Source organism: Candidatus Saccharimonadia bacterium (genome assembly GCA_035544015.1).
In the GTDB taxonomy this organism is placed as follows: Bacteria; Patescibacteriota; Saccharimonadia; order UBA4664; family UBA4664; genus UBA5169.
In genome coordinates this window covers 139,850-165,581 of sequence record DATKIP010000093.1, presented here as the reverse complement: position 1 = coordinate 165,581, position 25,732 = coordinate 139,850, and the positions used below count along the sequence as shown (strand labels likewise).

41 protein-coding genes and 1 pseudogene are annotated in these 25,732 nt (G+C 60.5%); 7 read left to right on the top strand and 35 right to left on the bottom strand.

Features of this window, described 5'->3' with window-relative positions:
- Position 1: 1 nt before the first annotated feature.
- From rpsQ to VMT30_07215, 11 genes and pseudogenes are all read right to left on the bottom strand, one after another.
- On the bottom strand, positions 2–253 hold the full coding sequence (gene rpsQ / locus VMT30_07265) for a 30S ribosomal protein S17 (protein ID HVQ44733.1): 252 nt from the start codon (positions 251–253) through the stop codon (positions 2–4).
- Complete coding sequence (locus VMT30_07260; GenBank protein ID HVQ44732.1) at positions 250–462, bottom strand: 50S ribosomal protein L29; 213 nt, start codon at positions 460–462, stop codon at positions 250–252. Before VMT30_07260 ends, rpsQ begins: the two co-directional genes overlap by 4 nt.
- Positions 459–887 (bottom strand): 50S ribosomal protein L16, encoded by a 429-nt coding sequence (rplP, locus tag VMT30_07255; protein HVQ44731.1) that lies wholly within the window; start codon positions 885–887, stop codon positions 459–461. The genes VMT30_07260 and rplP overlap by 4 nt, the downstream gene beginning before the upstream one ends.
- Before the next feature lie 9 nt (positions 888–896).
- The gene (gene rpsC, locus VMT30_07250) at positions 897–1,523 is read right to left on the bottom strand and encodes a 30S ribosomal protein S3 (GenBank protein ID HVQ44730.1); all 627 of its coding nucleotides are present in this window, start codon (positions 1,521–1,523) and stop codon (positions 897–899) included.
- Between the two features lie 182 nt (positions 1,524–1,705).
- A pseudogene (rplV, locus tag VMT30_07245) lies at positions 1,706–2,032 on the bottom strand (50S ribosomal protein L22).
- Positions 2,032–2,304: a 30S ribosomal protein S19 gene (gene rpsS / locus VMT30_07240; GenBank protein HVQ44729.1), complete on the bottom strand. Its 273-nt coding sequence runs from the start codon at positions 2,302–2,304 to the stop codon at positions 2,032–2,034. The pseudogene rplV and the gene rpsS overlap by 1 nt, the downstream one beginning before the upstream one ends.
- A complete protein-coding gene (rplB, locus tag VMT30_07235; protein ID HVQ44728.1) occupies positions 2,305–3,156 on the bottom strand; it encodes a 50S ribosomal protein L2 in 852 nt (283 codons plus the stop codon).
- Positions 3,156–3,437 (bottom strand): 50S ribosomal protein L23, encoded by a 282-nt coding sequence (gene rplW / locus VMT30_07230; protein HVQ44727.1) that lies wholly within the window; start codon positions 3,435–3,437, stop codon positions 3,156–3,158. The genes rplB and rplW overlap by 1 nt, the downstream gene beginning before the upstream one ends.
- A complete protein-coding gene (gene rplD, locus VMT30_07225; protein ID HVQ44726.1) occupies positions 3,437–4,072 on the bottom strand; it encodes a 50S ribosomal protein L4 in 636 nt (211 codons plus the stop codon). Before rplD ends, rplW begins: the two co-directional genes overlap by 1 nt.
- Positions 4,069–4,728 (bottom strand): 50S ribosomal protein L3, encoded by a 660-nt coding sequence (gene rplC, locus VMT30_07220; GenBank protein HVQ44725.1) that lies wholly within the window; start codon positions 4,726–4,728, stop codon positions 4,069–4,071. The genes rplD and rplC overlap by 4 nt, the downstream gene beginning before the upstream one ends.
- A gap of 131 nt (positions 4,729–4,859) precedes the next feature.
- Positions 4,860–5,231, bottom strand: coding sequence for a hypothetical protein (locus VMT30_07215; GenBank protein ID HVQ44724.1), 372 nt, complete (start codon positions 5,229–5,231; stop codon positions 4,860–4,862).
- A gap of 93 nt (positions 5,232–5,324) precedes the next feature.
- Here VMT30_07215 and VMT30_07210 point away from each other — a divergent pair, with 93 nt between their 5' ends.
- Positions 5,325–5,510, top strand: a complete 186-nt coding sequence (locus tag VMT30_07210; GenBank protein HVQ44723.1) for a hypothetical protein — start codon at positions 5,325–5,327, stop codon at positions 5,508–5,510.
- A 1-nt stretch (position 5,511) separates the two neighbouring features.
- Here VMT30_07210 and VMT30_07205 read toward each other — a convergent pair whose 3' ends face one another.
- From VMT30_07205 to VMT30_07180, 6 genes are all read right to left on the bottom strand, one after another.
- Positions 5,512–5,775 carry a hypothetical protein gene (locus VMT30_07205; protein HVQ44722.1) on the bottom strand — a complete coding sequence of 88 codons (264 nt, stop codon included), beginning with the start codon at positions 5,773–5,775 and terminating at the stop codon, positions 5,512–5,514.
- An 83-nt stretch (positions 5,776–5,858) separates the two neighbouring features.
- Complete coding sequence (locus VMT30_07200; GenBank protein ID HVQ44721.1) at positions 5,859–7,064, bottom strand: replication-associated recombination protein A; 1,206 nt, start codon at positions 7,062–7,064, stop codon at positions 5,859–5,861.
- A 34-nt stretch (positions 7,065–7,098) separates the two neighbouring features.
- Complete coding sequence (locus VMT30_07195; protein ID HVQ44720.1) at positions 7,099–7,683, bottom strand: hypothetical protein; 585 nt, start codon at positions 7,681–7,683, stop codon at positions 7,099–7,101.
- A gap of 66 nt (positions 7,684–7,749) precedes the next feature.
- Entirely contained in the window at positions 7,750–8,403 is a 654-nt protein-coding gene (locus tag VMT30_07190; protein HVQ44719.1) for a hypothetical protein, read from the bottom strand.
- Between the two features lie 65 nt (positions 8,404–8,468).
- Positions 8,469–9,062 (bottom strand): TIGR03086 family protein, encoded by a 594-nt coding sequence (locus VMT30_07185; GenBank protein HVQ44718.1) that lies wholly within the window; start codon positions 9,060–9,062, stop codon positions 8,469–8,471.
- Positions 9,059–9,511: a ribonuclease H gene (locus VMT30_07180; GenBank protein ID HVQ44717.1), complete on the bottom strand. Its 453-nt coding sequence runs from the start codon at positions 9,509–9,511 to the stop codon at positions 9,059–9,061. The genes VMT30_07185 and VMT30_07180 overlap by 4 nt, the downstream gene beginning before the upstream one ends.
- 118 nt (positions 9,512–9,629) lie before the next feature.
- On the opposite strand from VMT30_07180, the gene VMT30_07175 reads away from it, so the two are divergent.
- Complete coding sequence (locus tag VMT30_07175) at positions 9,630–10,379, top strand: hypothetical protein (GenBank protein HVQ44716.1); 750 nt, start codon at positions 9,630–9,632, stop codon at positions 10,377–10,379.
- Positions 10,380–10,524: 145 nt separating this feature from the next.
- Here the strand turns inward: VMT30_07175 and VMT30_07170 are convergent, their stop codons facing one another.
- From VMT30_07170 to VMT30_07130, 9 genes are all read right to left on the bottom strand, one after another.
- Complete coding sequence (locus VMT30_07170; GenBank protein ID HVQ44715.1) at positions 10,525–10,983, bottom strand: hypothetical protein; 459 nt, start codon at positions 10,981–10,983, stop codon at positions 10,525–10,527.
- Positions 10,984–11,006: 23 nt separating this feature from the next.
- Entirely contained in the window at positions 11,007–11,597 is a 591-nt protein-coding gene (locus VMT30_07165) for a hypothetical protein (protein ID HVQ44714.1), read from the bottom strand.
- A 175-nt stretch (positions 11,598–11,772) separates the two neighbouring features.
- Positions 11,773–12,156: a hypothetical protein gene (locus VMT30_07160; protein HVQ44713.1), complete on the bottom strand. Its 384-nt coding sequence runs from the start codon at positions 12,154–12,156 to the stop codon at positions 11,773–11,775.
- 117 nt (positions 12,157–12,273) lie between these two features.
- Positions 12,274–12,573 carry a hypothetical protein gene (locus tag VMT30_07155; GenBank protein ID HVQ44712.1) on the bottom strand — a complete coding sequence of 100 codons (300 nt, stop codon included), beginning with the start codon at positions 12,571–12,573 and terminating at the stop codon, positions 12,274–12,276.
- Between the two features lie 61 nt (positions 12,574–12,634).
- Positions 12,635–13,051 carry a hypothetical protein gene (locus tag VMT30_07150; protein ID HVQ44711.1) on the bottom strand — a complete coding sequence of 139 codons (417 nt, stop codon included), beginning with the start codon at positions 13,049–13,051 and terminating at the stop codon, positions 12,635–12,637.
- 53 nt (positions 13,052–13,104) lie between these two features.
- A complete protein-coding gene (locus VMT30_07145) occupies positions 13,105–13,533 on the bottom strand; it encodes a hypothetical protein (protein ID HVQ44710.1) in 429 nt (142 codons plus the stop codon).
- Complete coding sequence (locus tag VMT30_07140; GenBank protein ID HVQ44709.1) at positions 13,530–13,949, bottom strand: helix-turn-helix transcriptional regulator; 420 nt, start codon at positions 13,947–13,949, stop codon at positions 13,530–13,532. Before VMT30_07140 ends, VMT30_07145 begins: the two co-directional genes overlap by 4 nt.
- A 450-nt stretch (positions 13,950–14,399) precedes the next feature.
- Positions 14,400–14,732, bottom strand: a complete 333-nt coding sequence (rpsJ, locus tag VMT30_07135; protein HVQ44708.1) for a 30S ribosomal protein S10 — start codon at positions 14,730–14,732, stop codon at positions 14,400–14,402.
- 20 nt (positions 14,733–14,752) lie between these two features.
- Positions 14,753–15,538, bottom strand: a complete 786-nt coding sequence (locus tag VMT30_07130; GenBank protein ID HVQ44707.1) for a hypothetical protein — start codon at positions 15,536–15,538, stop codon at positions 14,753–14,755.
- Positions 15,539–15,811: 273 nt separating this feature from the next.
- On the opposite strand from VMT30_07130, the gene VMT30_07125 reads away from it, so the two are divergent.
- The gene (locus tag VMT30_07125; GenBank protein ID HVQ44706.1) at positions 15,812–16,129 is read left to right on the top strand and encodes a hypothetical protein; all 318 of its coding nucleotides are present in this window, start codon (positions 15,812–15,814) and stop codon (positions 16,127–16,129) included.
- Positions 16,130–16,143: 14 nt separating this feature from the next.
- The gene (locus VMT30_07120; protein ID HVQ44705.1) at positions 16,144–16,461 is read left to right on the top strand and encodes a hypothetical protein; all 318 of its coding nucleotides are present in this window, start codon (positions 16,144–16,146) and stop codon (positions 16,459–16,461) included.
- Positions 16,462–16,602: 141 nt separating this feature from the next.
- On the opposite strand, the gene VMT30_07115 is transcribed toward VMT30_07120, so the two are convergent.
- The 4 genes from VMT30_07115 to VMT30_07100 all read right to left on the bottom strand — a co-directional run bounded on the left by VMT30_07115 (position 16,603) and on the right by VMT30_07100 (position 20,224).
- On the bottom strand, positions 16,603–17,355 hold the full coding sequence (locus VMT30_07115; GenBank protein ID HVQ44704.1) for a hypothetical protein: 753 nt from the start codon (positions 17,353–17,355) through the stop codon (positions 16,603–16,605).
- 203 nt (positions 17,356–17,558) lie between these two features.
- A complete protein-coding gene (locus tag VMT30_07110) occupies positions 17,559–18,212 on the bottom strand; it encodes a DUF1345 domain-containing protein (protein ID HVQ44703.1) in 654 nt (217 codons plus the stop codon).
- A gap of 70 nt (positions 18,213–18,282) precedes the next feature.
- On the bottom strand, positions 18,283–19,467 hold the full coding sequence (tuf, locus tag VMT30_07105; protein HVQ44702.1) for an elongation factor Tu: 1,185 nt from the start codon (positions 19,465–19,467) through the stop codon (positions 18,283–18,285).
- A 211-nt stretch (positions 19,468–19,678) separates the two neighbouring features.
- Positions 19,679–20,224: an NUDIX hydrolase gene (locus VMT30_07100; protein ID HVQ44701.1), complete on the bottom strand. Its 546-nt coding sequence runs from the start codon at positions 20,222–20,224 to the stop codon at positions 19,679–19,681.
- Positions 20,225–20,361: 137 nt separating this feature from the next.
- Here VMT30_07100 and VMT30_07095 point away from each other — a divergent pair, with 137 nt between their 5' ends.
- Both VMT30_07095 and VMT30_07090 read left to right on the top strand, forming a co-directional pair.
- The gene (locus VMT30_07095) at positions 20,362–20,976 is read left to right on the top strand and encodes a hypothetical protein (protein HVQ44700.1); all 615 of its coding nucleotides are present in this window, start codon (positions 20,362–20,364) and stop codon (positions 20,974–20,976) included.
- Positions 20,977–21,256: 280 nt separating this feature from the next.
- Positions 21,257–21,775, top strand: coding sequence for a hypothetical protein (locus VMT30_07090; protein ID HVQ44699.1), 519 nt, complete (start codon positions 21,257–21,259; stop codon positions 21,773–21,775).
- A 71-nt stretch (positions 21,776–21,846) separates the two neighbouring features.
- On the opposite strand, the gene VMT30_07085 is transcribed toward VMT30_07090, so the two are convergent.
- Positions 21,847–22,944 (bottom strand): M20/M25/M40 family metallo-hydrolase, encoded by a 1,098-nt coding sequence (locus tag VMT30_07085; protein HVQ44698.1) that lies wholly within the window; start codon positions 22,942–22,944, stop codon positions 21,847–21,849.
- A 109-nt stretch (positions 22,945–23,053) separates the two neighbouring features.
- Here VMT30_07085 and VMT30_07080 point away from each other — a divergent pair, with 109 nt between their 5' ends.
- Positions 23,054–23,776 carry a hypothetical protein gene (locus tag VMT30_07080; GenBank protein ID HVQ44697.1) on the top strand — a complete coding sequence of 241 codons (723 nt, stop codon included), beginning with the start codon at positions 23,054–23,056 and terminating at the stop codon, positions 23,774–23,776.
- Between the two features lie 165 nt (positions 23,777–23,941).
- Here VMT30_07080 and VMT30_07075 read toward each other — a convergent pair whose 3' ends face one another.
- The 4 genes from VMT30_07075 to VMT30_07060 form a co-directional block, all read right to left on the bottom strand.
- Positions 23,942–24,217, bottom strand: a complete 276-nt coding sequence (locus VMT30_07075) for a hypothetical protein (GenBank protein HVQ44696.1) — start codon at positions 24,215–24,217, stop codon at positions 23,942–23,944.
- Positions 24,218–24,248: 31 nt separating this feature from the next.
- Entirely contained in the window at positions 24,249–24,518 is a 270-nt protein-coding gene (locus VMT30_07070) for a hypothetical protein (protein HVQ44695.1), read from the bottom strand.
- A 133-nt stretch (positions 24,519–24,651) separates the two neighbouring features.
- Positions 24,652–24,882 (bottom strand): hypothetical protein, encoded by a 231-nt coding sequence (locus VMT30_07065; GenBank protein HVQ44694.1) that lies wholly within the window; start codon positions 24,880–24,882, stop codon positions 24,652–24,654.
- A 104-nt stretch (positions 24,883–24,986) separates the two neighbouring features.
- Positions 24,987–25,538 (bottom strand): hypothetical protein, encoded by a 552-nt coding sequence (locus tag VMT30_07060; protein HVQ44693.1) that lies wholly within the window; start codon positions 25,536–25,538, stop codon positions 24,987–24,989.
- Between the last annotated feature and the right edge of the window lie 194 nt (positions 25,539–25,732).

Here is a 25,732-nt window from a genome sequence, read left to right as displayed (position 1 = left end):
ATTAGGCCTCCATCTCCTTGGCCGTCACTTTACGGGCAACTTCCCAGCGCTTGTCTTTCGACAATGGCCGAGTCTCGGTGATCTCCACGAGGTCTCCGGTATGCATTGCGTTCTCGGCGTCGTGAGCCTTGAAGCGAGTGGTTACTTTGTACTTCTTACGGTAGATCGGGTGTTCTTTGACACTGTTTACCGCGACCACGACCGTCTTGTCCATTTTGTCGGAGACAACTGTCCCCCGAAGTGTTCGAATCATGACGCGGCCTCCTCTTTAGCGATCGCGCGTTCGCGGCGAAGCGTGAGCGCACGGGCGATGGTTTTCTTGTGAGCCGCCAGAATTTTGACGCCTTTGACTTCCTTGGTGCGGCTGTCGATGATGGCCTGGGCCAATGCTGCGCGTTCGGAAACGATAAAGTCGTTTAGTTCCTGGTCGGTCTTCTTGGTTATTTCATTCAACTTAATCATGACTGGGTCTCTCCCGGGACTTCACGGACGATAAATCGCGTGGGGATGGGTAATTTGTGAGCGGCTAGACGCATGGCTTCCTTGGCGGTTTCGATGTCGACGCCGTCCATTTCGAACATGATGGCGCCGGTTTTGACCTTGGCGACGTAGTGGTCGACCGAGCCTTTACCCGAACCCATGCGGACTTCGGCTGGCTTCTTGGTGATGGGCGTGTCGGGGAAAATGCGGATCCAGATTTTGCCGCCACGCTTGACGTAGCGGGTCATGGCACGGCGAGCAGCCTCGATCTGGCGGCTCGTGATGCGCTCCGATGCCTCGGCCTTTAGCGCGTAGGTACCAAAAGCGATCTCGGTGCCACGGGTGGCATTGCCACGCATTACGCCCTTCATCTGCTTTCTAAACTTGGTTTTCTTTGGCATTAACATAGCGGTGTCCTAAAACTTCGAACCTTTATATACCCAAACCTTCACGCCAATGACGCCGTAGGTGGTCTTGGCCAGCGCCTGAGCGTAGTCGATGTCGGCGCGTAGGGTGTGGAGCGGAATGCTGCCCTGGCTGACGTTTTCGCGGCGGGCCATTTCGGCGCCGTTGAGGCGGCCGGCGATGGCGACTTTGGCGCCGAGCGCGCCGCTCTTCATGGCGTTTTCGACGCTCATCTTCATGGCGCGGCGGAAGCTGATGCGGCGCTCGAGCTGGCCGGCGATGTTCTCGGCGACGAGCATGGCGTTGGTTTCGGGCTTCTTGACCTCTTCGATCGAGACTTTCACCGGACCGCCAACGATGGCGGCCAGCAGGGTCTTGAGCTCTTCGGCGCCGCTACCGCCGCGGCCGATGACCACGCCGGGCTTGGAGGTGTGGATGGTAACAACCAACTGGCCGGGCGAGCGCTCGATGTCGACACGGGCCACGCCGGCGCGCTTGTTGAGCTTCTTCGAGATGGCCGCGCGCAACTTGAGGTCCTGGATCAGGAAGGTGGCGTAATCGCGGTCGGCGTACCAGCGTGACTGCCAGTCGTGGTCGACCTGGAGGCGCATGCTGCGGGGATTGATCTTCTGGCCCATTACTTGGCCTCCTCTTTAGCTTCTTTGGCGGTCTCTGCTTTGGCTTTAGGCGCTGCGGGATCAGTCGCCTCTGACCGACGAACGCTACCCTTCTTTTCGGTGGAACCGGTATCAGAACCTACGCCGGCTGGCGAGGCGACTGATCCCTTCGCGCTGCCTGCGTCTACTACCACCGATGCGCCGTCGCTGACGATGACGGTGATGTGGCTGGAGCGCTTGCGGATGGCGCTGGCGCTGCCTTTGGCGCGGGGACGGGAGCGCTTGAGCGTGGGGCCGGGGCCGATAAGGACGGCCTCGATCACCAGGTTGGCGACTTTGGCGTTGTGGTTGTTTTCGGCGTTGGCAATGGCCGAGGCGAGCACCTTGCCCACGGGCGTGGTGGCGCGTTTGTCGGTGTTGGCCAGGATGGCCTGAGCGTCGACGGCGCGACGACCGCGGATGAGGGCGGCCACGAGCCCGGTCTTGCGAGCCGAGGTGCCGACAAATTTAGCTGTAGCTGAGGTTTTCATTATTTACTCTTCGCCAATTTACCGCCGTGGCCGCGGAACTTGCGGGTGGGCGAGAATTCGCCGAGCTTGTGGCCAACCATATTTTCAGATACGAACACGGGTACGTGCATGCGGCCGTTGTGTACGGCGATGGTGTGGCCGACCATCTCGGGAGAAATGGTGGAGGCGCGGGCCCAGGTCTTGAGCACCGACTTATCACCGGCCGGGAGTGCTACAATGCGCCCGAGCAACCGCTGGTCTACGTGGGGTCCTTTTTTGAGTGAACGACTCATCTAGCGTCTCCTACCTTTGCCGCGGCCGCGGATAATCATGGCGTCGGTGGACTTGCGGCGGCGGGTCTTGAGACCCAAAGCCGGCTTGCCCCATGGCGTCTTCTGGCCGTATTTATAAATAGCTGTGGGCTGCGCGCCTTCTCCACCACCGTGGGGGTGATCGACGGGGTTCATGGCCTTACCGCGAACGGCGGGGCGCCAACCGAGGCGGCGGCGGCGGCCGGCTGAGCCGTACTTAATGTTCTGGTGCTGCTCGTTGCCAACGGTGCCGATGGTAGCCTGGCAATTTTCGTTTACGAGACGCACTTCGCCGCTCGGGAGCTTCACCTGGACGAAGCCGGCCTTGGTGGACTCTTTGGATACCAGCGAGGCCTTGGTACCGGCGGAGCGAGCGATCTGGCCGCCCTTGCCGAGGACGAGCTCGATGTTGTAGATCTGGGTGCCAGCGGGAATGCTCTTGAGGGCCAGGCGATTGCCGGCGCGAATGGCGGCCTCTTCGCCCGAAGCGAGCTGGTCGCCAACCTTCATGCCGGCGCCGGCCAGCACGTAGGCTAGCTTGCCGCCTTCGATGCGCACGAGCGCGATGTGGGCCGAACGGTTGGGGTCGTACTCAAGGGCTTCGACTTTGGCCGAGGCTACCGATTTGAAGTTAAAGTCGACGAGGCGGTAGAAACGCTTCATGCCACCACCGCGGTGGCGGACGGTGATTTTGCCTTGATTGTTGCGGCCCGAGCCGGTTTTCTTGGCAACGATGAGCGACTTTTCGGGGCGCTTCCTCGAAAGTCCCTCGGTGTCGGCCGTGGTCATGCCGCGGCGGCCGGGCGTGGTTGGTTTATACAGTTTAATAGCCATTACTTTGCTCCCTCAAATAGGGCGATCGTTTGACCGCTCCGCAGCTTAACCATGGCCTTCTTGACGTCTTTTTGGCGACCAAAGATCTGCTTGTAGCGCTTGAGCTTGCCCTTGGTGATGGCAATGTTCACGTCGACTACATTGACCTTAAACATGGCTTCGACAGCCTTGGCCACCTCGATCTTGTTGGTATCGGACGGCACCTCGAACACGTAAATGCCGCGTTCGGCGAGGTAAATAGCTTTTTCGCTAATCTTGGGGGTAAGCATGAGGTGTGACATTATTTCTCTCCCAGCCAGTCTTTGATCATGTCGAGGGCTTTCTCGGTGATAACAATGGTGTCGACGCTCATGATGTCGAAGACGTTGAGGTACTGGGCCTGAACAACCTTGAGGCCAGCCACGTTGCGCGTGGCGCGCTCGGTGAGGTTGTCTTTGACGCTGACGGCCATCAGGATGCTGCCGGCGAGACCCATTTTGCTCAGGAGCTCGACGGTGGGCTTAACTTTGCCATCGGCGCTTGTGAACGCTTCGATTACCACGATATTGCCGGCCTCGGCGCGCAGGCTGAGAGCTTGGCGAATGGCGGCACGCTTCATGCGCACCGGCAGAGTAATGGTGTGGTTCTCGTTGCCGGTGGGGCCAAACACCACGCCGCCGCCTCGCCAGTTGGGCACACGGATGGAGCCGACGCGGGCCCGGCCCGTGCCTTTTTGCTTCCAGGGCTTCTTGCCACCGCCGGCGACTTGGCCGCGCTTGAGGGTGCTGGCGCCGGCTACGCGGCCGTTGGCCAGATAGGTGCGGTAAGCTTGCGCGACGAGCTCATGGTTGGCCTCGACGCCAAATACGGTCGCGTCGAGCTGGTGGCCAGCCTCGCGGGTAGTGCCCGTCTTCGAGTAAGCGGTTACTTTGTTCATGCGGCACCTCGGATCATTACGAGCCCGCGCTTGGGGCCGGGCACAGCGCCGGAAATGGCCAGTACCCCGAGGGCGGCATCTACCACGACGACCTTGAGACCTTTAACCGTAACGCGCTCGTGGCCCATGTGGCCGGCCATGCGCATGCCCTTGAAGACGTGCTCCGGATAGCCAGAACCAATCGAACCCGGTGCGCGATAGTTGCGCGAACCGTGAGTCTTGGGCCCGCGGCTGAAGTTGTGGCGCTTGATCGTACCGGCAAAGCCTTTGCCCTTTGAAATACCGGTCACCTGCACCGCGTCGCCAGCCTCAAAGGCGGTAACATCGATGGTGGCGCCGACCTCGAGTGCCAGGGCCTCGACCGCGGCGGCCTCGCGAGTCTTGGCGTCGGGGTGGCCGGCCTGGACGTCCTGAATGCGGATTTCACGCAGCTTGTGAGCGTTGCTGCCGGCGGGCTTGAGGTGGCCGGCCTGCGGCTTGGGCTGATGCTTGGCCTCGCCAAAACCAATTTGAACGGCATTGTAGCCGTCCGTTGCTTGGGTTTTCACTTGGGTGACCACGCAGGGACCAGCCTGAATAAGCGTAACGCGTGCGACGTTACCGCTCTCGTCAAAGAGCTGGGTCATACCGAGTTTGGTTCCGAGAAGCGCCTTCATATGAGGTCAAACTATCCTAAAGTTACATAAAATAAGCGCTAGGCAACGATGGTTTCTCCTATCGTGGAGACCTGCCGCTTCCTAGTCTTTGCACGCCCCGCAGGTGGCTGCTGAGGCCAAATACCATGTGACTATAGCGTATCTGAGGCTGTAGTGTCAACAGGTTTAGACGGGTTTTTACGCCGGCGATGCGCTAGGGCCGCCAGCTCCTCCCCCAAAGCGTCGTTCATGAGCACCAGTCCGGTGATGGTGAAGGTGGCAGCTAGGGCATAGGACACCAGCCAGCGGTAGTCTTGGACGAACAGTCGATGCTCGGTGAGCACGGGGATGAGCACGAATACCGCCGATACATTGGTGAGCCACCAACCAATGACGAGGCGCCGCGGTTTGGCTATGGGTACGTGCTTGGAAAGTTTGCGCACGCGCAAGAACTTTCTCGTGACATGCCAGTTCAGATAGAGAATGAGCGGCAATGGTAAGTTACCGCAAATAAAAATCCACATACGTTAGTACTCTAGCGGCTCGCTGCTCATTCGTCAGTATTGACAAAGCACTTATGCTATGGTACTATGCAGTATTCCTATTGGAGAAACGCTTTGAATCAGCATTCTACGCTCAATCAAATTGGTGCATTACTCATTCCGGCCGTTGCTATTACGATCGCGTATCAGTATGTGCCCCAGGATTTAGAGGTGATGCGCGCGGTCTTGTCGGCAGTGCAGCTTGGCTGCATACTGGGAGTCGCGGCGGTAGCCGTGCGATCGTTGCTACGCGAATTTTAGCTTAGCCGAGCCAAAAGCCGAGATATGCGCCGAAGCCGGCCAGCCCGAGAACGGCGGATACGAGCAAAATAGCGTATTCTATCTTGCGATCAATCGAGAAGTGGTCGTGCTGGGCGATAATGATGCCCAAAATTAGTCCAATGGGCACTACGACGAAGCCGTTGACCTTAACCCAAATGAGTCCGAGTACAAAATAAATGAGAATTTTGAGAAAATAAGCGTTGTCGGTTTCGCGACCGCGCGCTTGTTTGGTAGTCTTTGCCATGCGCTCATTAAACCATAAGCATGTTGCGAGTGCAAAGGCTATTTTGTGGTGGCCTGGCGAAACGGCCGCGGGCTTATTATCGCTTACTGTTGATCTGGTGTGAAAAATTTCTGATGCTTGAGCTCATCGGGCAAAAAGCCTTGGTCGGGCTCAAAGCCGGGTTGCCAGCGATAATCTTGACCGTAACCCAAGTCTTTCATGAGCTTGGTAGGAGCGTTGCGCAGATGCAACGGAACCTCGGCGGCCGGGTGCTCCTGGGCCGCGGTAATAGCGGCGGCGATGGCGTCATAGGCCCGGCGGTCTTTGGGAGCAGTGGCCAGCGCGATGGTGGCTTGGCTCAATATGATGCGGCCTTCGGGCAAGCCGATGCGTTCGATGGCTTGAAAGGCGGCTACGGCCAGCGGCAGCGCGGTGTTGTCGGCCACGCCGATGTCTTCGGAGGCAAAAATAACCAGTCGCCGAGCGATAAATTTGGGGTCTTCGCCGCCTTCGAGCATGCGGGCGAGGTAAAACAGTGCGGCATCGGCCGAGCCGCCGCGGAGAGATTTGATGTAGGCCGAGATGAGATTGTAATGATATTCGCCGTTTTTGTCGTATTTGAGGCCAGGTTTTTGCATGGCTTGTTTCACCGATTCCAGCGTGATGCGGCCGCCGGCTAACTCGGCGGCGGTCTCGAGCCCGCCCAGCGCCACCCGCGCGTCGCCGGCGGAGAGCTCGGCCAGCAGGCGGGCGGCATCGGCGTCGAGCGCTTTGCCCGGAAGTTCGCGGGTGGCCCGCTCGATGATGGCCAAAATCTGCTCGGCCGACAGAGGCTCGAGTACCACCACGCGACTACGTGACAGCAGCGGCCCGATGACCTCAAACGACGGGTTTTCGGTGGTGGCGCCGATGAGGATGATGGTGCCGGTTTCGACGTGGGGCAGGAAGGCGTCTTGCTGGGCCTTGTTGAAGCGGTGGATTTCGTCGACGAAGAGCACCGTGGCCTGGCCGAGTTTTTTGCGTTCGGCCGCGCGCTCGATGACCTTTTTGACGTCGGGCAGGCCGCTCGTGACGGCGGAGATTTCCTCGAAGGCAAAATCGCCGCTTGAAGCAATGATGCGCGCGAGCGTGGTCTTGCCGGTGCCGGGCGGCCCCCACAAGATCAGCGAGGTAGGCGTGCCGCGTGTGATCATGGTGCGCAAAAATTGCCCCTCCCCCACCACCTGCGCTTGGCCGATAAATTCGTCGAGTGTGCGCGGCCGCACCCGGTCGGCGAGGGGACGCTTGGTGTTATCGGAGAATAAATTCATATCTCCACTATACCTGGGATGGAACCATGATGCCTTAGAAATTGAGTATACGGGTGCGAACGGGCGAAATAACGCCAAACTGGACGTGCTGGGCTACCGAAGTGGGCCATCGCAGCTTGGTGGTGGTGATGCATTCCTTAGCGAGATTAATGAGATCGTCGTCCGTGGCGGCGGTGAGATCTTGGTCGCCGATGACCTCCGCGACGGCCGCATTGGCGCCGGCGGCCACGAATTGCCCCAGGATTGGCTGCAGATAGAAATCTTGGGCGCTATCCAGGTAATACAGCCCCGGCTCTTCGGTGTGGCGCACGGGATCAATGCCGGCGACGATGATTTCGACGCGGCCGGCCATGCCCGCCAAATGGGGCACGACCTCAAGCACGAGTGCGGCCTGGATGAGCTGTGCCAGGGTGGCGGCGCTGGTGCTGGCGGTGAGCTTGGGTAGCACGGTTTCGACGATGGGTCGCTGCACGGCCGCCAGGTTGCCTGCCAGGAGCAGGATGGCGCGACCGGGGACGTTCATAAACTGACCAAAAGCTAGACTACCGTCCGTCGGTGTGGGGCTATCGCTGGCGGCTATGATGGAATTACGGTTCTTGAGCGCAAGCACGAGCGACATATCCGACGCATCCTCGTTTAAAAGCTAGAACTATAGTAGCGTTAATTTTTGCCGAGCGCGAGGTGGCTATGACCGGGTGGCGTCGATTTCGGCTATAGCGCGCGAAAGAGCGGCATCGAGCTGGCCGTCGAGCAGCCGGGCTTCGGCGATGAGGTGCTCGGCGGTGCGGGCTTCGTCGATTTGTTTGCCTGCGTATTTGGCCTCGTAGGCTAGGGTTTCGAGGTGGGTGGCTTGCTCGAGCCAGTAGTAGGCCGTGGCGATAGTGTTTAGGAGGTGGGCATCTTGCATCACAAACAGCCGGCCCGAAGCTTTGATGGTAGTCCAAAACGACATGAGATATTCGATGCGTGCGTACATGGTGGTACTGCCGCGGCGAGCGTCAAAGAGGGCTTTGTCTTCGACCAATTCGGCCCGGAGTTGCTCGAGAATGTCGCGCTCCATAGCGGGGGTGTTGGCGCTGAGGGCGGCGCTGGGGCGGGTGGTGCCGGACCGCAGCGAGCCAAAAAACAGGCCGATCGGGATGCCAATCATAGCCCCCAGCGCGCCGAGAGCAAGGCCGGAGCCAAGAAAAGCGATGTAACTACCAGCAAGTTGGCTCGTACTGAGACGGCCGGCTAGGTAACCCAGTGGCGCCAAAAGTGCCAACAGGCCGATGAGGCTGCGGAGGCCCAAACGGGGTCCGCGACGGGGGTTGAGAAGGGTGGTATCGGTGGTAGCCATAAGAATTGGTTATTATAGGCATATTTCACCGATTTATCAAGGGCCCTAGCCGAGATGCGAGATGCTTAGGCTGCTGGGTTGCGGCCCGAGAGCGCCAGCAGCCGAGCCTGCAGGTCGGCGTGAGGTGGTGTCTCTACGGCCGGCCCAAACACACCCATAGCGCGGTATTCTTCCCAGTGCGGCGAGAGTTCGTCCCACATGCCCTGGACCAGATCGGCCGGCAGCGTGGTATCGGCGCCGATAAATTTGGCGATATCGTAGGCCCGAAAGCCGCGGAAGCTCGTGATGTGGATGAGATAGTCTCGGGCCGGAAAGTCGCCGTAGCTTAGGTGCACCACCCGCTCGGGCTCGCGGAATCTTTCGACCGCCTTCACGGCGCGGTCAACCACGCGGCTAAAGCTGTCGGCGGGGTCGGTGCCGAGCAGATCGCCGTCGTATTTGGCGCCGACCTGGGCGGCGGTTTTGCCGGCCAGGGTGTCGGGCACCCACGAGTCGTCGTAGGCGTGGTAGTTGATGATTTGGCGCAGCGACGATCCCGGCTGGCGGGTGGTGATTTCGGGCGGCACGATTTGGGTATATTGTTCGGGCTTGATCTGACTGACTACCTGCTCCAAAGCTCGGTCGGCCATCACAAATATTTCTTGCTCGGTGAACTTCATACTGCCTCCTTGGTTGCTTGTACGCCTTGTTCGCGGGCACGGTTGGCCCATTGGTCGGCCAGCTCGTTGCCTGGGTCGTTGTTGTGGCCGCGTACCCAGATGAGCCGGGCCTGGGACGCACGGTACAGCTCGCAGACTTCGCGCACGAGGTCGAGGTTTTTGATGTCGCCGCCTTTCTTTTTCCAGCCGTTGCGCTCCCAATTGAGGGACCATTTGGTGATGACGTTGATCCAGAATTCACTGTCGGTGTGAATGAGGCAGGGGGTGCCGTCGGCGTCGGCGAGCGCGGCAATGAGGGCCCGGCCCTCCATGCGAATGTTGGTGCTAACGGGTTCGGAACCCAACACGTGTGGCTTCATAGAGCGAATAACGGCAAATCCGCCGGCCCCAGGGTTGGGCTCGCAGCTGCCGTCGGTGTAGTAAATGATGGGTGTGGCGGGTGTGGTCATGTGGGTATTTTACACTACCCGCATGCCTCGACTAAAGTGCGTAATGATGGTATAGTCGGTGAGTCCAATCTCGGCCATTCTGGCCAGTTCCCGTCAGCCCGACGCCCAGGAGGCGACCATGGAAGATCCTCTTGCTCTGCAGCCGCGACACCTAGCGCCTTATGCGGCGGGTGGCGAGATCAGCATTTCTCACGGCACTGACGAAGCTATTTCGATGTGCCAGGGAACGATCGTGGACATCACCATCGATGGATCCACGCTCACGGTGACCTTCGGCCAGCTGGCCGTGCCCGACGTGACTCCGCCGCTGCCCCACACGCGCTGGACGCTCATCGAGCCGAGGAAGGTGTCGCTGGAAGTCACGCCGACCATAGGGTCGGCCGGCCCGAGCGGACTGTTCCTCTGGGCCGGCTCCGGCAGCTGGGTCAGATTCTACCTACCGGGGCTGCCCAGCATCGGAGGACGGCTCGACTGGTCGAAGGTTCGGCAGCCCATGAGCCTCGATCTGGCGGTGCGCTACGTCTTCGGCGTGGTCGGCGCCAATGTGGCGGCCGGGCGCGATCCCAATCCGGCGGCGGCCGATCTGTCGCCGGCGATGCTGGCGGCGGTGTTCGGACGGGCTTGGGACGGGGAAGGTTCGAGGCGTCTCGCGTGGCACGAGGCCTTTGCGCGAGCGGTTACGCTTCCGGACGCGCCCGGAGTGGCGCATGACGGCGATTCGGCTGCGTTCACCCTGGCGTTCCGGCTCGACGCGCGGGATGAGCGATCGCTTTACGCGGATGTCCTCGACCCCGGTGGCCGGCCGGTTCGCGGACTCCTGATCACCCCCGGGTCGCCGTACGCCGCCTATGTTCCAGTTCGGGGCTGATCCCCCTGCACCATCGGTGCCCACGCCCCTGCCCTGACTTCGGTCTCGGCGGGGGCGCACTGCGTTTGGGGAGACAAGCGCTCGATAAAACGAGAGACGGCGCTCGAGCGTTCCGGTGGTACCGGAAACTCGAGCGCCGGGCGTCTCACTGGTCGTCCTTGTTGGCCCGGGGATGGACGACCCGGCGAGCGATGGTACGCCAATTTGGGAACTCCGACTGGCGCAGCGCGAGAAAGATGCTTGCTACTGCTTCTCGCACTTCATGCAGTAGCCCTTTGCGATCCGCTGCGCCGACTGCCTCGGCCATGCGGGCATGGGGATTCTTGGGGTTGGCGCGGGCATTGATGCCGAGCTCAGCGCTGATGCGACGAGCGAGATCACGCTCGTTTGGTGCCGTGGCGCTCATGTGCACCCGCCGGCGGCGGATGAGCTCCATTGCCACCAGGATCATGATCCCGACGATCCAGCGCTGAGACTTGGTTGATTCGTCCCACGCCACCAACCGCTTCCAGGTGTCGGCATCGATGCCGAAATTGCCGGCAACTCTGGACCGGACGTCCCCGACGATTTTGCGCTCGGCCGGGTCGAGACTCGAATCGGGCATGGTGGCCACCCTTCGGGCCGGAGTTAATACTCGGACAGTCGCGTATAGCCATCGAAGATGTGGGCGGCTTCATTCTTGAGAGCATCGAACAGTTTTCTGACTGCGATCTCGAAGGCCTCCCGACAGCTCACCTCGGTGCCGAGCGTTGGCTGGGTCTCAAGCGTGATGTCTTCGCCGGCCCAGCACATGAAGCCCGTTTCGACTGTGTACGTCACCCGCAGGAGCTCTTGCTGCAGATCGCGATCGGGCACGATGCGCTCGACGGTGATGTAGAGCGCGGCTGCCGGCGTGTCGCGGCGCAGCGAGCAGACGATGTAGCTGCGGTTAAACGCGAAGTCGAGGCGTACGCCGATGCCCCATGTGGGCTCCTCGCCCTCGCGCACAAACCAGTCGCCTTCGGCGCCGCCGAGCCGCAGCGTTTGAAGCACACTCAGCTCGGCCGAGAGGATTCCGCCGGCGTAGAGCCGCGCCATGGTGTGGTCGATTTCGCCGGCCAGCTTCATGCCGGTGGCGAGATGCGCGACCACGGCTGGGATTCCCTCGGCGACCATTGTGCGTAGACGACCGCTAGACGTAGGCGGTAGGGTAGCTCGTTCGTCGTAGTGCGGGTACATGCCACTCCCCCCTTTTGTGTTTCGGCTACCTCGTGGCCGAATCTTGAACTTTCTGCTAGGTTTAGCCACATTAGCGGACTGAGTGCAAGGGTGTCAAACTGGCGAGCGTGAAAAATAATGGCGGTGCGCCGGCCCCGGGAGATGGTCCCGGGGCCGGTTGGGTGGCGGTCAGCCTCTATGTGTGCCGCCGCTTTGGTCCGGCCTCGGCCTGGTAGTCCATCACGAACGCGGCGAGCAGGCAGGGAATCGTCGGGATGACGAGCCAGCGCACCCAAGGTTGGCTCCATCCGAGCAGGTAGGCAAGGCCGCCGAAGCCGAGCACGAGCTGGGTGATGTACCCGCCGGAGGGCATTAGCGACAAGAGCTCCTTTGCCAGCAGCGTCGTGGCGGCCCCGATGAGCACGGCCGCGGCGATGACGCCGAGCTTCTCCATCGGGCTGGTGCCGGCGTGGTTGAGGAAGGCGTGGATGACGCCGAGCGCCAGGCCGTAAGCGCCGCCCGCAGCGAGGGCGCCCTTGGCACTGAAACGGACCCGCCGGACGGTTTGGATTGGGGACATGTGCGTTATCCTTCCGCTGAGCTGTAATTTGAAGCAGCGTATGTGCGCATTGACAGCTGTCCTAGTGGAGCCGGCCCCGGGACGTCGTCCCGGGGCCGGTTGGGTTGCATGTCCCCGTCAGAGCCCGCACGCGTGCGGACCGCCCGGCCCGGCGAGCAACAACAGGTTCAGGGTGGTGGCCCTGATGGTGAGGCTGGCCAAGGGGCGGCCGGCCACGAAGTACTCGCGGGCGACCATGTAGATCGTGTCTCCGAGCGAGGGGAAGATCGGCGTGATGAGCCGCGAGACCTCGTCGACCCGGAAGCCGAAGGTGTCGGAAACAGTTCGCCGCTCACTAGTGACAGTGTAGAGGATTCCGCCGATCCACTGCGAGTAGTCGGTGAGCGGGTCCGGGGGCGGTTGGGTGTCAGTGGACATTGGCTATCCTGCCTCTCGGCTAGGCGATTGCAACAATAGCTTTATACCACAAGCGCCTGAGCTATAGAGCCCGCATCCGGTTGCCGCGCGGATTGTGCTCCACCTCGGCTAGTCCGAGCGCCTCGAGCAACGGGGGCATGTACATGCCAAATCGGCCGCGCAAGCCCTTCTTGATGCCATACCAGCCGCCTACGGGGTTGGTTTCGGCGCGGCCCCAAGCCTCCACGGTGCCGTCTTTGGCGGGCTTTTGCTCATCGGCGGCGCCGAGTTCCATCCAATCGCCGTGAGCCTTGAGCATGGCGTGCAGATCCTCGACGGCCCGCAACTGGTAGCCGAGCTTCGTGGAGCCCACCACGCACACAATGGCCGCCGGATCGGCCGATTCATCCTCGTACATCTGATACTGCGACGTCCCGGGCGGCGTGGTGAGCTGCCAGGGCGACTCTTTGGTTCCGTTGCCTTTGATTTGTGTGGCCATGGCGAATTCCTCGTGGTTTATATATTATTCTGGCGGCGTGAATAGATCGCTCTTTACTGCTCGATTTTAGGAATGATGATGTCAAGAGGAAGTTCTGATTGAAGAGTTCTCACTGTATCTGACTCACTTGTGAACACTTTAAAGGTGTATTCTCCTGCCCCAACTAATGGGAATGTCTCCATTTGTGTTATTGTCCTCATCCGCCTGTGCTGGGGTAAGGTTTTTATTTTTTGGACTATTTCACCGAGCTTATTCCCGTTGGGACCAACAATTTCTATTCTTAATTCGAAATTAACTTCTTTCCCACGCTCTTTCTGCCAAAGCGATACAATGGTGTGTTTTAGCGGAACGACGGCAGGTAGCTTCGCATCGACGGGAAGCTGAACTGTGAGCTCCTCCATGACGTCGAAAATGCTGAGGTTATTGGTCTGTTGGTCAACTGACGATTGGGTTGCCAAAATTGACCATAGGTGCCTGATCATTTTATTCCTCCGCTTGATGGATAGTAGTTGTTGGCCTCTTCGCGTTGCCTGCTAGGATTAATCGTTACGTCATATGGGCTACGCTCAATTTGCACTAAGAATTTGTATGGCTTATCTATTCTGATCTGCGCCGCCTGCTCTAGATCAATTTTTAGTGCCACCCCTAGCGCCCTAGAAAGCTTCTTAAGACTATTCACTGTGTAGCTAGCATATCCAGGGGTCTCCCACCGATTAATATTGGCCTGGCCTGTGCCAATCATTTCGGCTAAATCACGCTGCGATAAACCTCGGGACGTTCGAAGGTTTTGGATTTTCAGCGCGAGATCAGTGTAGTTTCCTAACTCAATTAGCTCCCGATCAATATCAGAGTCTTCTCGACGCTGATCGTCTATGAAATCATTAAGGCTTCTTGTCATTGTCTGCTCCTTTCACACTCGTCCCGCAAGGCTCGAGCTTTATCTAGTTCGGTTTGCGGAATCCTATCCGTAGTTTTTACGTATCCACTTAGCAACCAAATGCTCTGGTCCTGCCTATACGAGAAAAAGATCCGGGTGATATTTGCTGATCCCGTCCGAAGTTCGAACAAATTATCCTCGAGATTTTTAACCAATGGGGGGCCGTGTCTTTCTGAATCTTCTAGTTTTTTGAGATTTGCTAGGGTATGTTTTGCTAACTTAGGTTGTTTCCTCCAAAGCTTGCTTAGAAAATCCTCAGCGGGCCGCTTGCCGTTCGGAGCCTCATAAAATTTTACTTCGTACTTCATGTTTGGCTCCGAAACACCTTGATGATATCAAAAAAGATATCAAGCAGTCAACACCCCTAAACCAAAAACCCCGCCGGAGCGGGGCTGTTGGAGCGGGCGTTAGTTACATTTTGATTTCGATGTCGACGCCGGCGGGGAGGTTGAGGTTCATGAGGGCGTCGATGGTCTTGGGGGTGGGCTCGGTGATGTCGATGAGGCGCTTGTGGGTGCGCATTTCGAATTGCTCGCGGGCATCTTTGAAGATGTGGGGCGAGCGGAGGACGGTCATGGAGTTTTTTTCGGTCGGCAGCGGGATGGGGCCGGCGACGGTGGCGCCGGTACGGGTGGCGGTGTCGATGATTTGTTTGGCGGACTGGTCGATCACTTTGGAATCGTACGCCTTGAGGCGAATGCGAATGCGCTGCTTATCGGGGGCTTTGACTTCGGCTGTGGCCATGGGTAGGTGCTATCTTTCGATCAATTAATAGTAAATACACTCTCACGTGTTTGGCTTTGATTTAAGCATGGCTCAGGCGGTTTTGTCAATCTGTGCCTAAACGCCATGAAGCCCCGAGGGGCTTCATGCTCCTCAGGGCATCGGGTTGGTCGGGATGATGTGGGCGCGGCGTGTGTGCGGCAGCGGATGGGTGCTCGGCTGGCAGAAGGTGATTTCGAGATAATCACCGACGCCCCGGAGCCGATGGGGCGACAACAGGCGGGGCGGAGGCGCCGGTCGTCGAACAGGACGGCATCGCCGGGCTCGAAAACCTGTCGGTGGACGGTCTGACCATTGGCTCCGACGAGTTCGACGCAAGCGCCGAAGCCGCCGAAGCCAATGTAGACGAGGGCTGTGAGGCTGCGCCGGTGTGGCCCCGGGTCTGCGTACTCGACCACACCGCGCGTCCGTATTAGGCGCAGATCCAGGGTTCCGGGCGGCTGCCACATCGGCGTAGCCGTGAGAATCAGCGTAATGATCCAGGCGGGGGAGCCGGGCAGCGTCAGGAAGAACAGGCGGCGCCCCCGTCGGTTCTGGTCCGGCTCGGCTTCGCCACCGACATCGACTACTTCCCTTCCGCCGGATAGCGGCCACGCCTGAAGAGTGCCCCAGGCATAATCGGTCATGGACGGGAAATGCATTGAATCGGTCGGAATGTCGTTGAGCAACGATGTACCGGCGAATTTCCAAAACTCCGTAACGCAGCTCATTCCGGAGAATGCGAGGTAGCCGTCGCGCGGGAGCGCCTGGATCGGGAGCTCGGTCATGGGTCTCTCACCTCATCTGTGGGCGGGACGAACTTTATGAAAATATAACTTTCTTGATGTTTTGTCAATTACCCGTGGTACCTGAGTCTCGAAACCCCCTAAATCTTCCTCGCTCTCACTGAGTCCATTAGAACGGATAGGCAAAAAATGACAAAAATTGTCAAAAATCACCGAGTCACTCGAAATAAGGCTGGGGTTTTGAGATTCAGGTTTGGTTGGGTTGATTTTTTGGCTCTTTGTGGGTATAGTTGGTCTTCCATCTTTCGCACAGAAATGGAGATCATCGACATGGGTGAGATATCGGACCCGACAGAAACGACCAGTAAACGCCATGCGCTGGCGGTAATCCTGGGCGTGATCGTCGCGGGCCTCATGGCATTCGGCGCCGTCATGGTGCCGCATGTCCCGTGGATACTGGCGCTGATCCTGCTCGCGCTGACCGCGGTACTGATGGGGCTGCTCGCAGGAGAGAGCTACCTGCGGCTCCGCGCGGGTGACTGGGGCCTGTGGGTGGTGGCTGGCTCATTCGTGGTACTAGGGCTGGCCATTGCGGTCTCCATGCTGATCCTGAACGCGGCCAACGTCGCCTGACTCGAAGGAGCACCATGACCCAGAACGCCGACGCGGCCGGGGCGATCCCCCAGCCGAAGGCGAACTCGCTGACATGGCCGGAACTCATCGGGCTCATCGGCTACCTCGGGCTCGTGGCGGTCGCCGCCTGGAATGCCCGGCAGGGCGCCGCCATTCACACCGCCTACGCCCCGGACGCCGCGTTCTTCGCCTGCCTGCTGGCACTCGCCGGGGCGGCTTTGTGCGGCTGGAAGGTGCTTCAGGAGTTCCGAGTGGGGCGCTACCGCGCCTTGCTGATCTGGCAGGCGCCGTACGCCATCGTATGTCTCGGGCTTGGCCTGCTCGCCCTCTGATCCCGCACGGTGCGAAGGTGGAACTCGGCCCCGGGGAAACCCGGGACCGAGACCACGGCAATTATCCTCCACTCCCCTGTTCTGGGGGCTTTTTTGTGCCTAAACGCGCTGAAGCCCCAAGGGGCCTCAGGCTCCTCGGGGCTAGATGATGTAGTCGTTGAACGCTTGCCGGTGGCGCTGAGCCAGGACGAGCACGGGCGCCGTGAGCAGGACGGATTCGATGCCCAGACGGGGGCAGTAGTGCTGAATATCACCCTCTGATCCGATCGTGTAGAAGACGTAGTCGCGCCGGATGAGGGTGGGTAGCACAGCGGCCATCATGGCCACGCTGTAATTGCCGGGCGGCAGAATGAGCGCGCCTTCGCTCCGGAGCAAGCCGAACACTCCGGCCAGCACGCTGCCCTCGAAGAGCTCATGGCTATCCATGATGCCACCGTTGCAGTTGAGCTGGATAGCTCGGGCGAGCGGCGAGCCCGGGATCGGATGCCACGCTCGAGACAGGTACAAGCTGAGCGGACTGTTGGCGTCCGACGGCATTTCATCCGGGTCCCAGAACAGGCTGTGGGCGGCGCTCATGCTGTAGACGAGTTGGTGGCCGGCCGCCGTGGCCAGCACCGAGCCGATCACGGAGCATGAGCTCGCGCCTGGTTCGCCCCAGTACTCCAGGAAGCTGATAGCAGAGCAGGGCACGCCGTCGAGCAGCCCATAGGGGATCATGGCGACGGCGGAGCACGGGGCGCCTAGAAGCTCGTGTTCGGGGCTTAGCAGTCCCGGCTGCGGCGAGGGGAATTGCGTGGCCAGCGACGCGAGGTAGAACAGGTGCACGTCGTGCTGCGACGCTTCGGGCTCCTTGGGGGAACCGATGGCCAGCGCATGCTGAAGCCAGCCCCGCATGGACCCGGCGAGCTCAATGGCTCCCGGAGGTTCTGTCCGTGGGTTGGTTCCGAGGTGCTGATGTGGGTGCGGGCAGCGGAGACGTACGGTAGCTGCACTTGATGGCTGCATGACTATCTCCTCCCGGAGGCGGGGCGCGACGAAACGGGTTGTGAGGTGCGTTCACCTGAGCGGAGTGTATCAGAATTGGCTAGTTGAAGCGATTATTTGACCAGTCCGGCCACGAGATTGATGGTAGTAGCGATGATAACGGTGCCCAGCAGGAAGCCCAATAGCGCGTGTTTGAGCGCAGTGGCGCGGAAAGCCCGGGTGGTGAGGGTGGTATCCGAAACCTGGTACGTCATGCCGATGGTAAACGCCAGGTAGGCAAAATCAACATATTGTGGCTTCTGACCGCCAAAATCTACCCCACCTTCGGGCTGGGAATAGTAGAGCTCGGCGTAACGCAGAGCGTACACGGTATGCACCATCAGCCAAGACGCGATCACGCTCAGCATACCGAGCGCCGTGAGTGCTAGTTTGGTGGACTGCCCGGAGCTGGCCGAGCCCGCCAGCAGCACCGCGACGGCTCCAAGGCTCGCGACGCTGGCACCGATGAGAATGAGATCGGACGCCACGCGCGAGGGATCTTCGCGGGTGGCGTGCTTTTTGACGAGCGCTGCGTCGTATTTGGTAATCTTGAGCCAGGTAGCCGCTACATAGGCAAACGCGAGCGTATCCCAGGCTACGAGGGGCGCGATTTTCCATGAGGCCAGCGTGCCGGCGAGCAGGCCGGCAGCGAGGCCGGCGGCGGCTAGCAGACCGAGTTTGACCGAGGCTTTTTGGACCGAGGCTTCGGCGGTAAGCTTAACCTTCATGGATTGATTGTACACCACAAAAAAGCGGACCCGAAGGCCCGCTTTTTGCGGTCGTTTGCGGTGGGCAAACTTACTTGATGATCTTGATCACCACGCCGGCGCCGACGGTACGGCCACCTTCGCGGATAGCGAAGCGCAGACCTTCTTCCATGGCGATGGGCGAGATGAGCTCAACCTTCATCTTGACGTTGTCGCCCGGCATGACCATCTCGACGCCCTCAGGCAGCGTGACGTCGCCGGTGACATCGGTGGTGCGGATGTAGAACTGCGGCTTGTAGTGCTTGAAGAACGGGGTGTGGCGGCCGCCTTCGTCCTTGCTCAGCACGTAGACCTCGGCGTCGAACTCGGTGTGAGGCGTGACGGTGCCGGGCTTGGCCAATACCTGGCCGCGCTCGATGTCGGTGCGCTCAATGCCGCGGAGCAGGGCTCCGACGTTGTCGCCGGCCTGGGCGTCGGGCAGCAGTTTCTTGAACATCTCGACGCCGGTGACGACGGTCTTCTTGGTGGGGCGAATACCCACGATTTCGACTTCGTCGTTGATCGCGATTTTACCCTGCTCGATACGGCCGGTGGCGACGGTGCCGCGACCCTTGATCGAGAAGACGTCTTCGATTGGCATCAGGAACGGCTTGTCGACTTCGCGCTTGGGCTCGGGGATGAAGTCGTCCATGGCGGCAACGAGGTCCAGAACGGCCTTCTCGTTGTCGGCGTCGCCTTCGAGGGCTTTGAGGGCGCTGCCCTTGATGATGGGGGCATTCTCATCGAAGTCGTATTTGGCGAGCAACTCGCGGATTTCCATCTCGACGAGTTCGGCCAGCTCGGGATCGGCCATGTCCATCTTGTTCATGAAGACCAAGATGCTCGGCACGCCCACCTGCTTGGCGAGCAGGATGTGCTCACGGGTCTGAGGCATGGGGCCGTCGGCGGCGGAAACCACCAGCACGGCGCCGTCGATCTGGGCGGCACCCGTGATCATGTTCTTGACGTAGTCGGCGTGGCCCGGCATGTCGACGTGAGCGTAGTGACGCTTGTCGGACTCGTACTCCTGGTGCGAGGTAGCAATGGTGATACCACGCTGGCGCTCTTCGGGAGCGTTGTCGATTTCGTCGTACTTAACGGGCTTGTTGATCGAGCTGGGCTTGTGCTTAGCCAGCACGGCGGTGATGGCAGCCGTGAGGGTAGTTTTGCCGTGGTCGACGTGCCCCATGGTACCTACGTTGACGTGCGGCTTGTCGCGCTTGAATGTTTCGGCCATTCTTTAACTCTCCTTAATATGTTCCACTACAGATTGATAATGTGGCTTTTGCTAGCCCCTAGCGGACTGCCAATCGGCGGCCGCATCAGCGATCTACAGTGGAATCGATTTATTACTTTGTGAACATAAAAAATTTTGCCCACTTGGGACCCAATCATTATAGACAAGCCAGGCCGATCTTGTAAAGAGGTGCGGGCTCAAGTCGGACGGTTTATTTGATATGCCCCAGGTGCAGGCCGGCCAACATAACGGCAGAAATGGTTTGGGCGTCGGTGATTTCGCCCTTGGAGAGCATTTTTTTGAGTTCCGGCCAGCTCACCCAACGCTTGGCGGTGATGGTGTCGTCGGTGGCGCCGACAGGTTCCCGGACTTGATGTAGGCCGGTGGCGATGAAGATGATGTTGCGCTCGGCCGCGAAGCCGTTGAAGGGGTAGGTTTGCACCGGCAGGCGTTCCCATTTGTCGGCGTGGAGGCCGGCCTCTTCGGCGAGCTCCCGCTTGGCGGCGTCGGTGTCGTCTTCGCCGTCGGTGTTGCCGGCCGGGATTTCCCACGACGGCGCGCCGGTGGTGTAGCGCTCCTGCTCTACCAGGCAGACGCGGTCTTGATCGCCGAGCGCTACGATGAACACGGCCGGCGGCGTTTCGATCCAGCCATACACGGTGGCGCGGCCGTCGGGAGCGATTACTTCGTCTTCGTGGACGCTCATGTAATTGTTTTGGTACACGATTTTGCCGGACAGGCGTTGCCATTTGCTCATGATGAGGCGGTCCCGTTAGTGCTTCTATCATGCCATAGATTGGCGCCGGGCGCTCGGCGCCGCGAATTGCTTTTTGCGCTCCAATATCGCATAATCGTTACCGTCCTGAACCGATGCGAGACCCCCGGAGGGAAATCGTGAAACTGAAAGTACCACGAATAGTAAGGGTTACATTGGGGCTGGTTGCCGCGGCCGGCGTGGTTACCGTCGCCAAAGGTGGCCTCAACCACAGTGGTGCGGATTGCGCGCCCATTGCGCCGCGGCCGAATTCTGCTGCGGCCACCGTGGGCTTCCAGCACTGCAATCAGTCACTCGAGGAGATCGGGGTCGCCTACGACACGCATTACCCCAAGCAGGGGAATCGGGGCTTGTACAAGAGCTGTGCGTCTGACACCAAGAAGCCCACGCTGAACTTCCAGACCCCCTACTGCTTCCCGCGGATCACGGCGGCGCGCTCGGTCTTTGCGGCGGCGCCGCCGGCGGAGATCGGATCGAAGTCCAATCCGCCCATCTTCGTGCAGCGAGTGAAGAGTGTCGACTGGGTATTCGTGCCTGCGACCGGCTCGTTGATTGCTTCGCCCACGGCCAAGCGGGAGCGAGCTGCGGGACAGCTGACGGTGTTGCGGTCAGTCGGCGCAAAGTGGGTGCGTCAGCCGGGCGGTCTGGATGAGGCTCGCGACGGCATAGCCGCCGACCAGCTCGTCACACTGGTGACCACCTTCGATGACTTCCTGGTCCGCGCGGGCAGCTGATCGCCAGGACCGTCCGTGGTGGCCCTCGCCGGCAATGACGCCGGGGAGGGCCACTGCCCGACCCAAGTTCTCAAGCATTGGTTTGAGGCTTTGGGTGGGATAGAAGTGGTGTTTTGGCTCATTGCTTGGCACGAGCCTTGGTTGCATAATTTTATCGTCCGCAAACGTTCGAGTCTCGGAGGAGAGCATGGCGAGAGAGACTTTTGTTGGGCGGCTTCTCAGCTCCGCGGGAGGGCTTGCATTAGCGGCCCTTGCTGCCACAGGCCTGACCATCCTGCTTTTGCCCGCGGGTCTGTGCGGCCGCACGCTGCACGGGGCTCCGGCGCAGGAGCACGTCGCCGATGCGGGTACGCTCAGCTGCAACAAGGCGCTGCGGGAGCTGAAGCCGGTCTACCTGAATCACAAACCGGCGACCACCATTCTCGGCGTGGCCGGAAGCTGCGCCGCCGACCACACTGCCAAGGGCTGGCGGTTTGTCAGCGGCACCCTGTACTGTTTCCCCCGCCTGGGTGACTATCCAACGGTATACGCGGCAATGCCCGCGTCTGCCAACGGCAAAACCAACCCGGCGTCGCAGCCGCTTTTTTTCATCGAGGAGGTCGGTGATTACTTCTGGGTATTCCAGGCAGACGGGCTGCTATTCCGGATACCGGTGGGGGCCAGCATCCTGACGAGCGATAATGTGGCGTCGTGGCGCCCCGGCAAGGCTGGATGGGAGGTGGTGCCCAGACCGAGCTTTACCGATCTGGCCGGCCTCCTCAATGACTTTCATGACTTTCTAGACCGGGCGGCCGGATAACCGCAGGGAGCCGCTCGTAGTGGCCCTCGCCGGCAATAACGCCGGGGAGGGCCACTGCCCGACCCAAGTTCTCAAACGCGGTTTGAGCCTTTGGGTGGGTACAGGAGTATTTTTAAGACAGTGAGCAGCTCGGCAAATTCGGCGCGGTTGAGATATTCCTCGGCACTGTGGGGATGGTAATAGGCGGCGCCAAGCATGATGGTGTCGAGGCCGCGAGCGGCCAGAATATTCCCGTCGAAACAGCCATAGGTGGGCTCAAGATGGGGCTGAAGGCCGGCGGTGGCGAGAGCCTGTTCGACGATTGTGATTAGTTCGCCGTCTTGATTGAGCTCGTAGGCCGGGGAATCTTTCACGAACGCTAGCTGCGCTTCTACGCCGTGTTGGGCGGCCGTGGCGCGGAATAATCGCTCGCCTTCGGCCGCCGCGGCCGTGATTTTGGCCGTGTCGTAACTGCGCAACTCGGCTTGGAGGGTGGCGTGGCCGGGGACTTTGTTGCGCGCGTCGCCGAATTGCATGACGCCGATGTTGCAGGTAACGCCGGACGCGTATTCACCCTGGCGGAGCTGGGCGGCCGCGGCGATGAGGGCGGCGCCGGCGTTTTTGCCCTCTTGCCACTCGGCGGGGTGCGCGGCGCGGCCGCGGTACTCGACGTCGATCTTGAAGTAAGCGGGGCTGCGCGTGATGACACGGTTGACGCGGCCGGTCCAATCGAGCACCACGGCCTGTTTGGCGCTTACGAGAGCCATGTCGAGGCCCACGGCGCCTACGCAGCCGGCTTCCTCGCCCACGGTAAACACGAGCTCAATCGTACGGGCGGGACGCGCTGAGGTGGCGCCGTCGGCCAGCTCGAGCATGGCGGCTACGGCGGCTTTGTCGTCGGCGCCGAGCAGGCCGTGGCCGTCGGTTTTGATGACGCCCTCCGCCACCACCACCTGGCGGCCGGCCAGCGGCGCGGCGATGTCGGTGTGGCCGACCAGCGCGATTGCCGGGCCGCCCGCCGCGCCGGCGATTTGCGCCACAATGTTGCCGGCGGCGTCTTGGCGGAAAGGTACGCCGGCCGCATCGAGGCGGCGCTTAATGTAGACAAGTACCTGGTCTTCGTGGGGATGTACTTCATCGATGGCAACGAGGTCGAGAAAGGTTTGTTCGAGCTTGGTAACGGTTGGCATCTTTCGATTGTAGCAGAGGGTGGCGCCGGAGAGCGGTCTTGTTGATTTGCTTATGGTTTTAATGCTATAAGGTTTAGGTCCGTACGATCCGAGTTCCCGAGAGGATGCCATGAGCACGAGGAACCCCCGCCGCGGAAGGCTGGGACTGTCGGCGAGCGCGCTCCTGCTGGCGGGCTGTGCTGCTATCGGTAACGGCGGCAGTGTTGTCACGCCGAGCGCTACCCCAACGCCGCCGCCCATCAAGCAGGCGGCCTGTGGAGCGCAGACCCGCAGCGCGATCGAAGGCCAGCACCTCACGCTGATGATGGCCAAGCTGTGCGGCCGGCCGCTCCGCAACCTGCATCCGGTGTATAATCCGGTGCAGCGACCAGGCACCCCGCGCGGTCTGTCGGCCCACAACTGTCCCACCGTCAACGTGAAGGGCACATGGAAGCCGGCACTTCCCACTGACCAGCCGTACTGCTTTGCCCGCATCGGCGGCGTACCGGGCTTTGTGTATGCGGCCATGTTCGTCAATACCGGTGGCGACCTCGATGATGCGGCGGTGCCGGAATTTTTCGCTGAGCTCGCGCCCGGGGCCGGAGGCGGGATGTTCCTGTGGCTGTATCCACGCCGGACGGGCGTGGTGCTGCAGGTATCTGTGCCCAGCTCACCACTGCTCGACCGGGACGCACGGCGCGCGGAGATTCATGTTTGGCTGCCTACCTCACAGGGGTGGGTGCGATCAAACACGACGCCGGAATTCACCGACTCGAGGAGTCTGACAACAGACGATGTCAACACCGTTCGGCGCGCCTTTCGGGCTTTCTTGACGGTGCTGGGCCGCCAGTAGGTAGCGCCAAACTACCGAGACTGGCCGGCGATGGCCCTGACTTTTGGAGGTGGGGCTATCGCCCTAACCTGGATTTATAAGCAAAAACGCGATCTAGCTTAGGCTAAATCGCGCGGGTCCAAGGCGGTTTTGCCCTCGGACCCCCTCTTTGGGTGATGCCGCTGCTCACTGCGGCTTGAGAGCGTTGATGAGCAGGATGTAGGGGCCGCCTTCCTTGAACGCATCGCAGAAGTGGCCGTCGGCGTACACCGGCGTCCAGTAGGGATGGCTGGGGTTGTCATTGGGCCGGAGCAGCATCCGGCAGGTGCTGGGCGCCCGGGTCGGGTGCTCGATGGTTTCCACCTTCCCGCGCTCATATCGGTGCTCGGGTGGAGTATGTGCCACCGCGAAGCCTATACCGATCGCCAATGCGACTCCGGCTACGACTGCTCTAAGCTTCATTGCCCCTCCCGGGGTGTGGTAGAGGATGCTCTTACGGATGGGTCGGGACGATCTGGTCGTCAAGGTGCAGGGCGTAATTTTGCCCAAGGTAGAACCGATCGCAGACGTCCCGCGGGTACACGATCGTCCGGTGACGGCTGCCGTGATCGGGTTCCACCACCATTTGGCAGGTGGTGGGCGTGGGGTGTTCGATCGTGACGACGGTGCCGGTTTCTTTGGTGACGTGCTGCAGGCCTGTGAGCACAAATACGAACGTTGGCGGCACTAAGATTATGGCCGTTACTACTCTTCGTACTAGCATGGTCGCCCCCGCGAACGCGCTGTGGACTGGACGCGGTCATTATACAGCAAAAACGCGATCTAGCTGTCGCTAAATCGCGGGTGGGCCCTGGGTTCGTGCCCAGGGCCCCGTCTTTTGGGATGAGACCGGTGGCTTACGTGCCCTCTATCCGTTCAGACGTGTGGAATATGGTGAAGTTCCATCCGGTTTTCAGCTTATAGTGCGAACCGACGCGGAGGGACTGACACGTTCCACCGCTGAGGACATCGGTCCAATGGTGCGGCTTCTCGCCGGTGGGCGCCAGCTCAAACCGGCAGGTACTCGGCTTGGGATGTTCGGCGACGACGACTGTTCCGTGCTCGTACGTCCGGGGTATGAGCGGCATGGTTCCTATCGTGGACGGCAGGATGAATTGCAGGGTCAAGAATGCCGCGATGCCGATCCCAAACTTGACCCAGATTCCCGCCTTTGCTCTCGAGCTATCCCTGCTCATAGGTGCGCGTCCAGGTGCGCGTCTGTGGCCGGGACGCTGTCTGTCTTCACGGTAATTGCGGCGATTCCTTCCTCCGGGATGTTCTTGCAGGTTTGTTTGTCCTGTACCAGCGGCACGCTGGGGAAGTCCTTGGCGGCGGCGGGAGTGAGGCCACGGTAGGTGATGGTGCAATAGGTGTCCGAGGTGCCCTTGTACTGATCGAATTCCTCCACCTTCATGAGGCGGGCGACGACTCGGTAGTACACGGCCAACTGGTGGTCGGTCGAAATTTCATAGTTGTCCGGAAAAACGCGGGAGCCCCGGATGGCTGCGGACGGGCGGCACAGCTTGCGAGCGGCGACGCCGGTGAAGTTCTGCCAGCCGAGCTGGGTATCGTCGTTCGGCGCGACCAGCTCAAAGCTGCAGCCGTTCGGGATAACCTTGACGGCAAGGATATTCCCACTGCCGGTCACGAGCTGGAGGGCGTGGGGAGAGACGGCCGTGTTGGGGGGACCCTGCGTGACCGCGTTGCTGAGCACGATCACCGACATTCCCGCGAACGCGGCCACACTCACCCAGTGTACGAGTTTCTTCACCGTTGGCCCGCCCGGGGTGGGCGGGGAAGTTCGGGACTCATGACTGGTCTCCTTCTCGCACTGGAGCGGACAGGTGCGTGCTGTTATGGCACGCCGCCTTTTATATCACATTGGGGCGAACTTAAAAAGGCCCTGGCGGGCCTTTTTAAGGAAATTGTGGGTGAGGC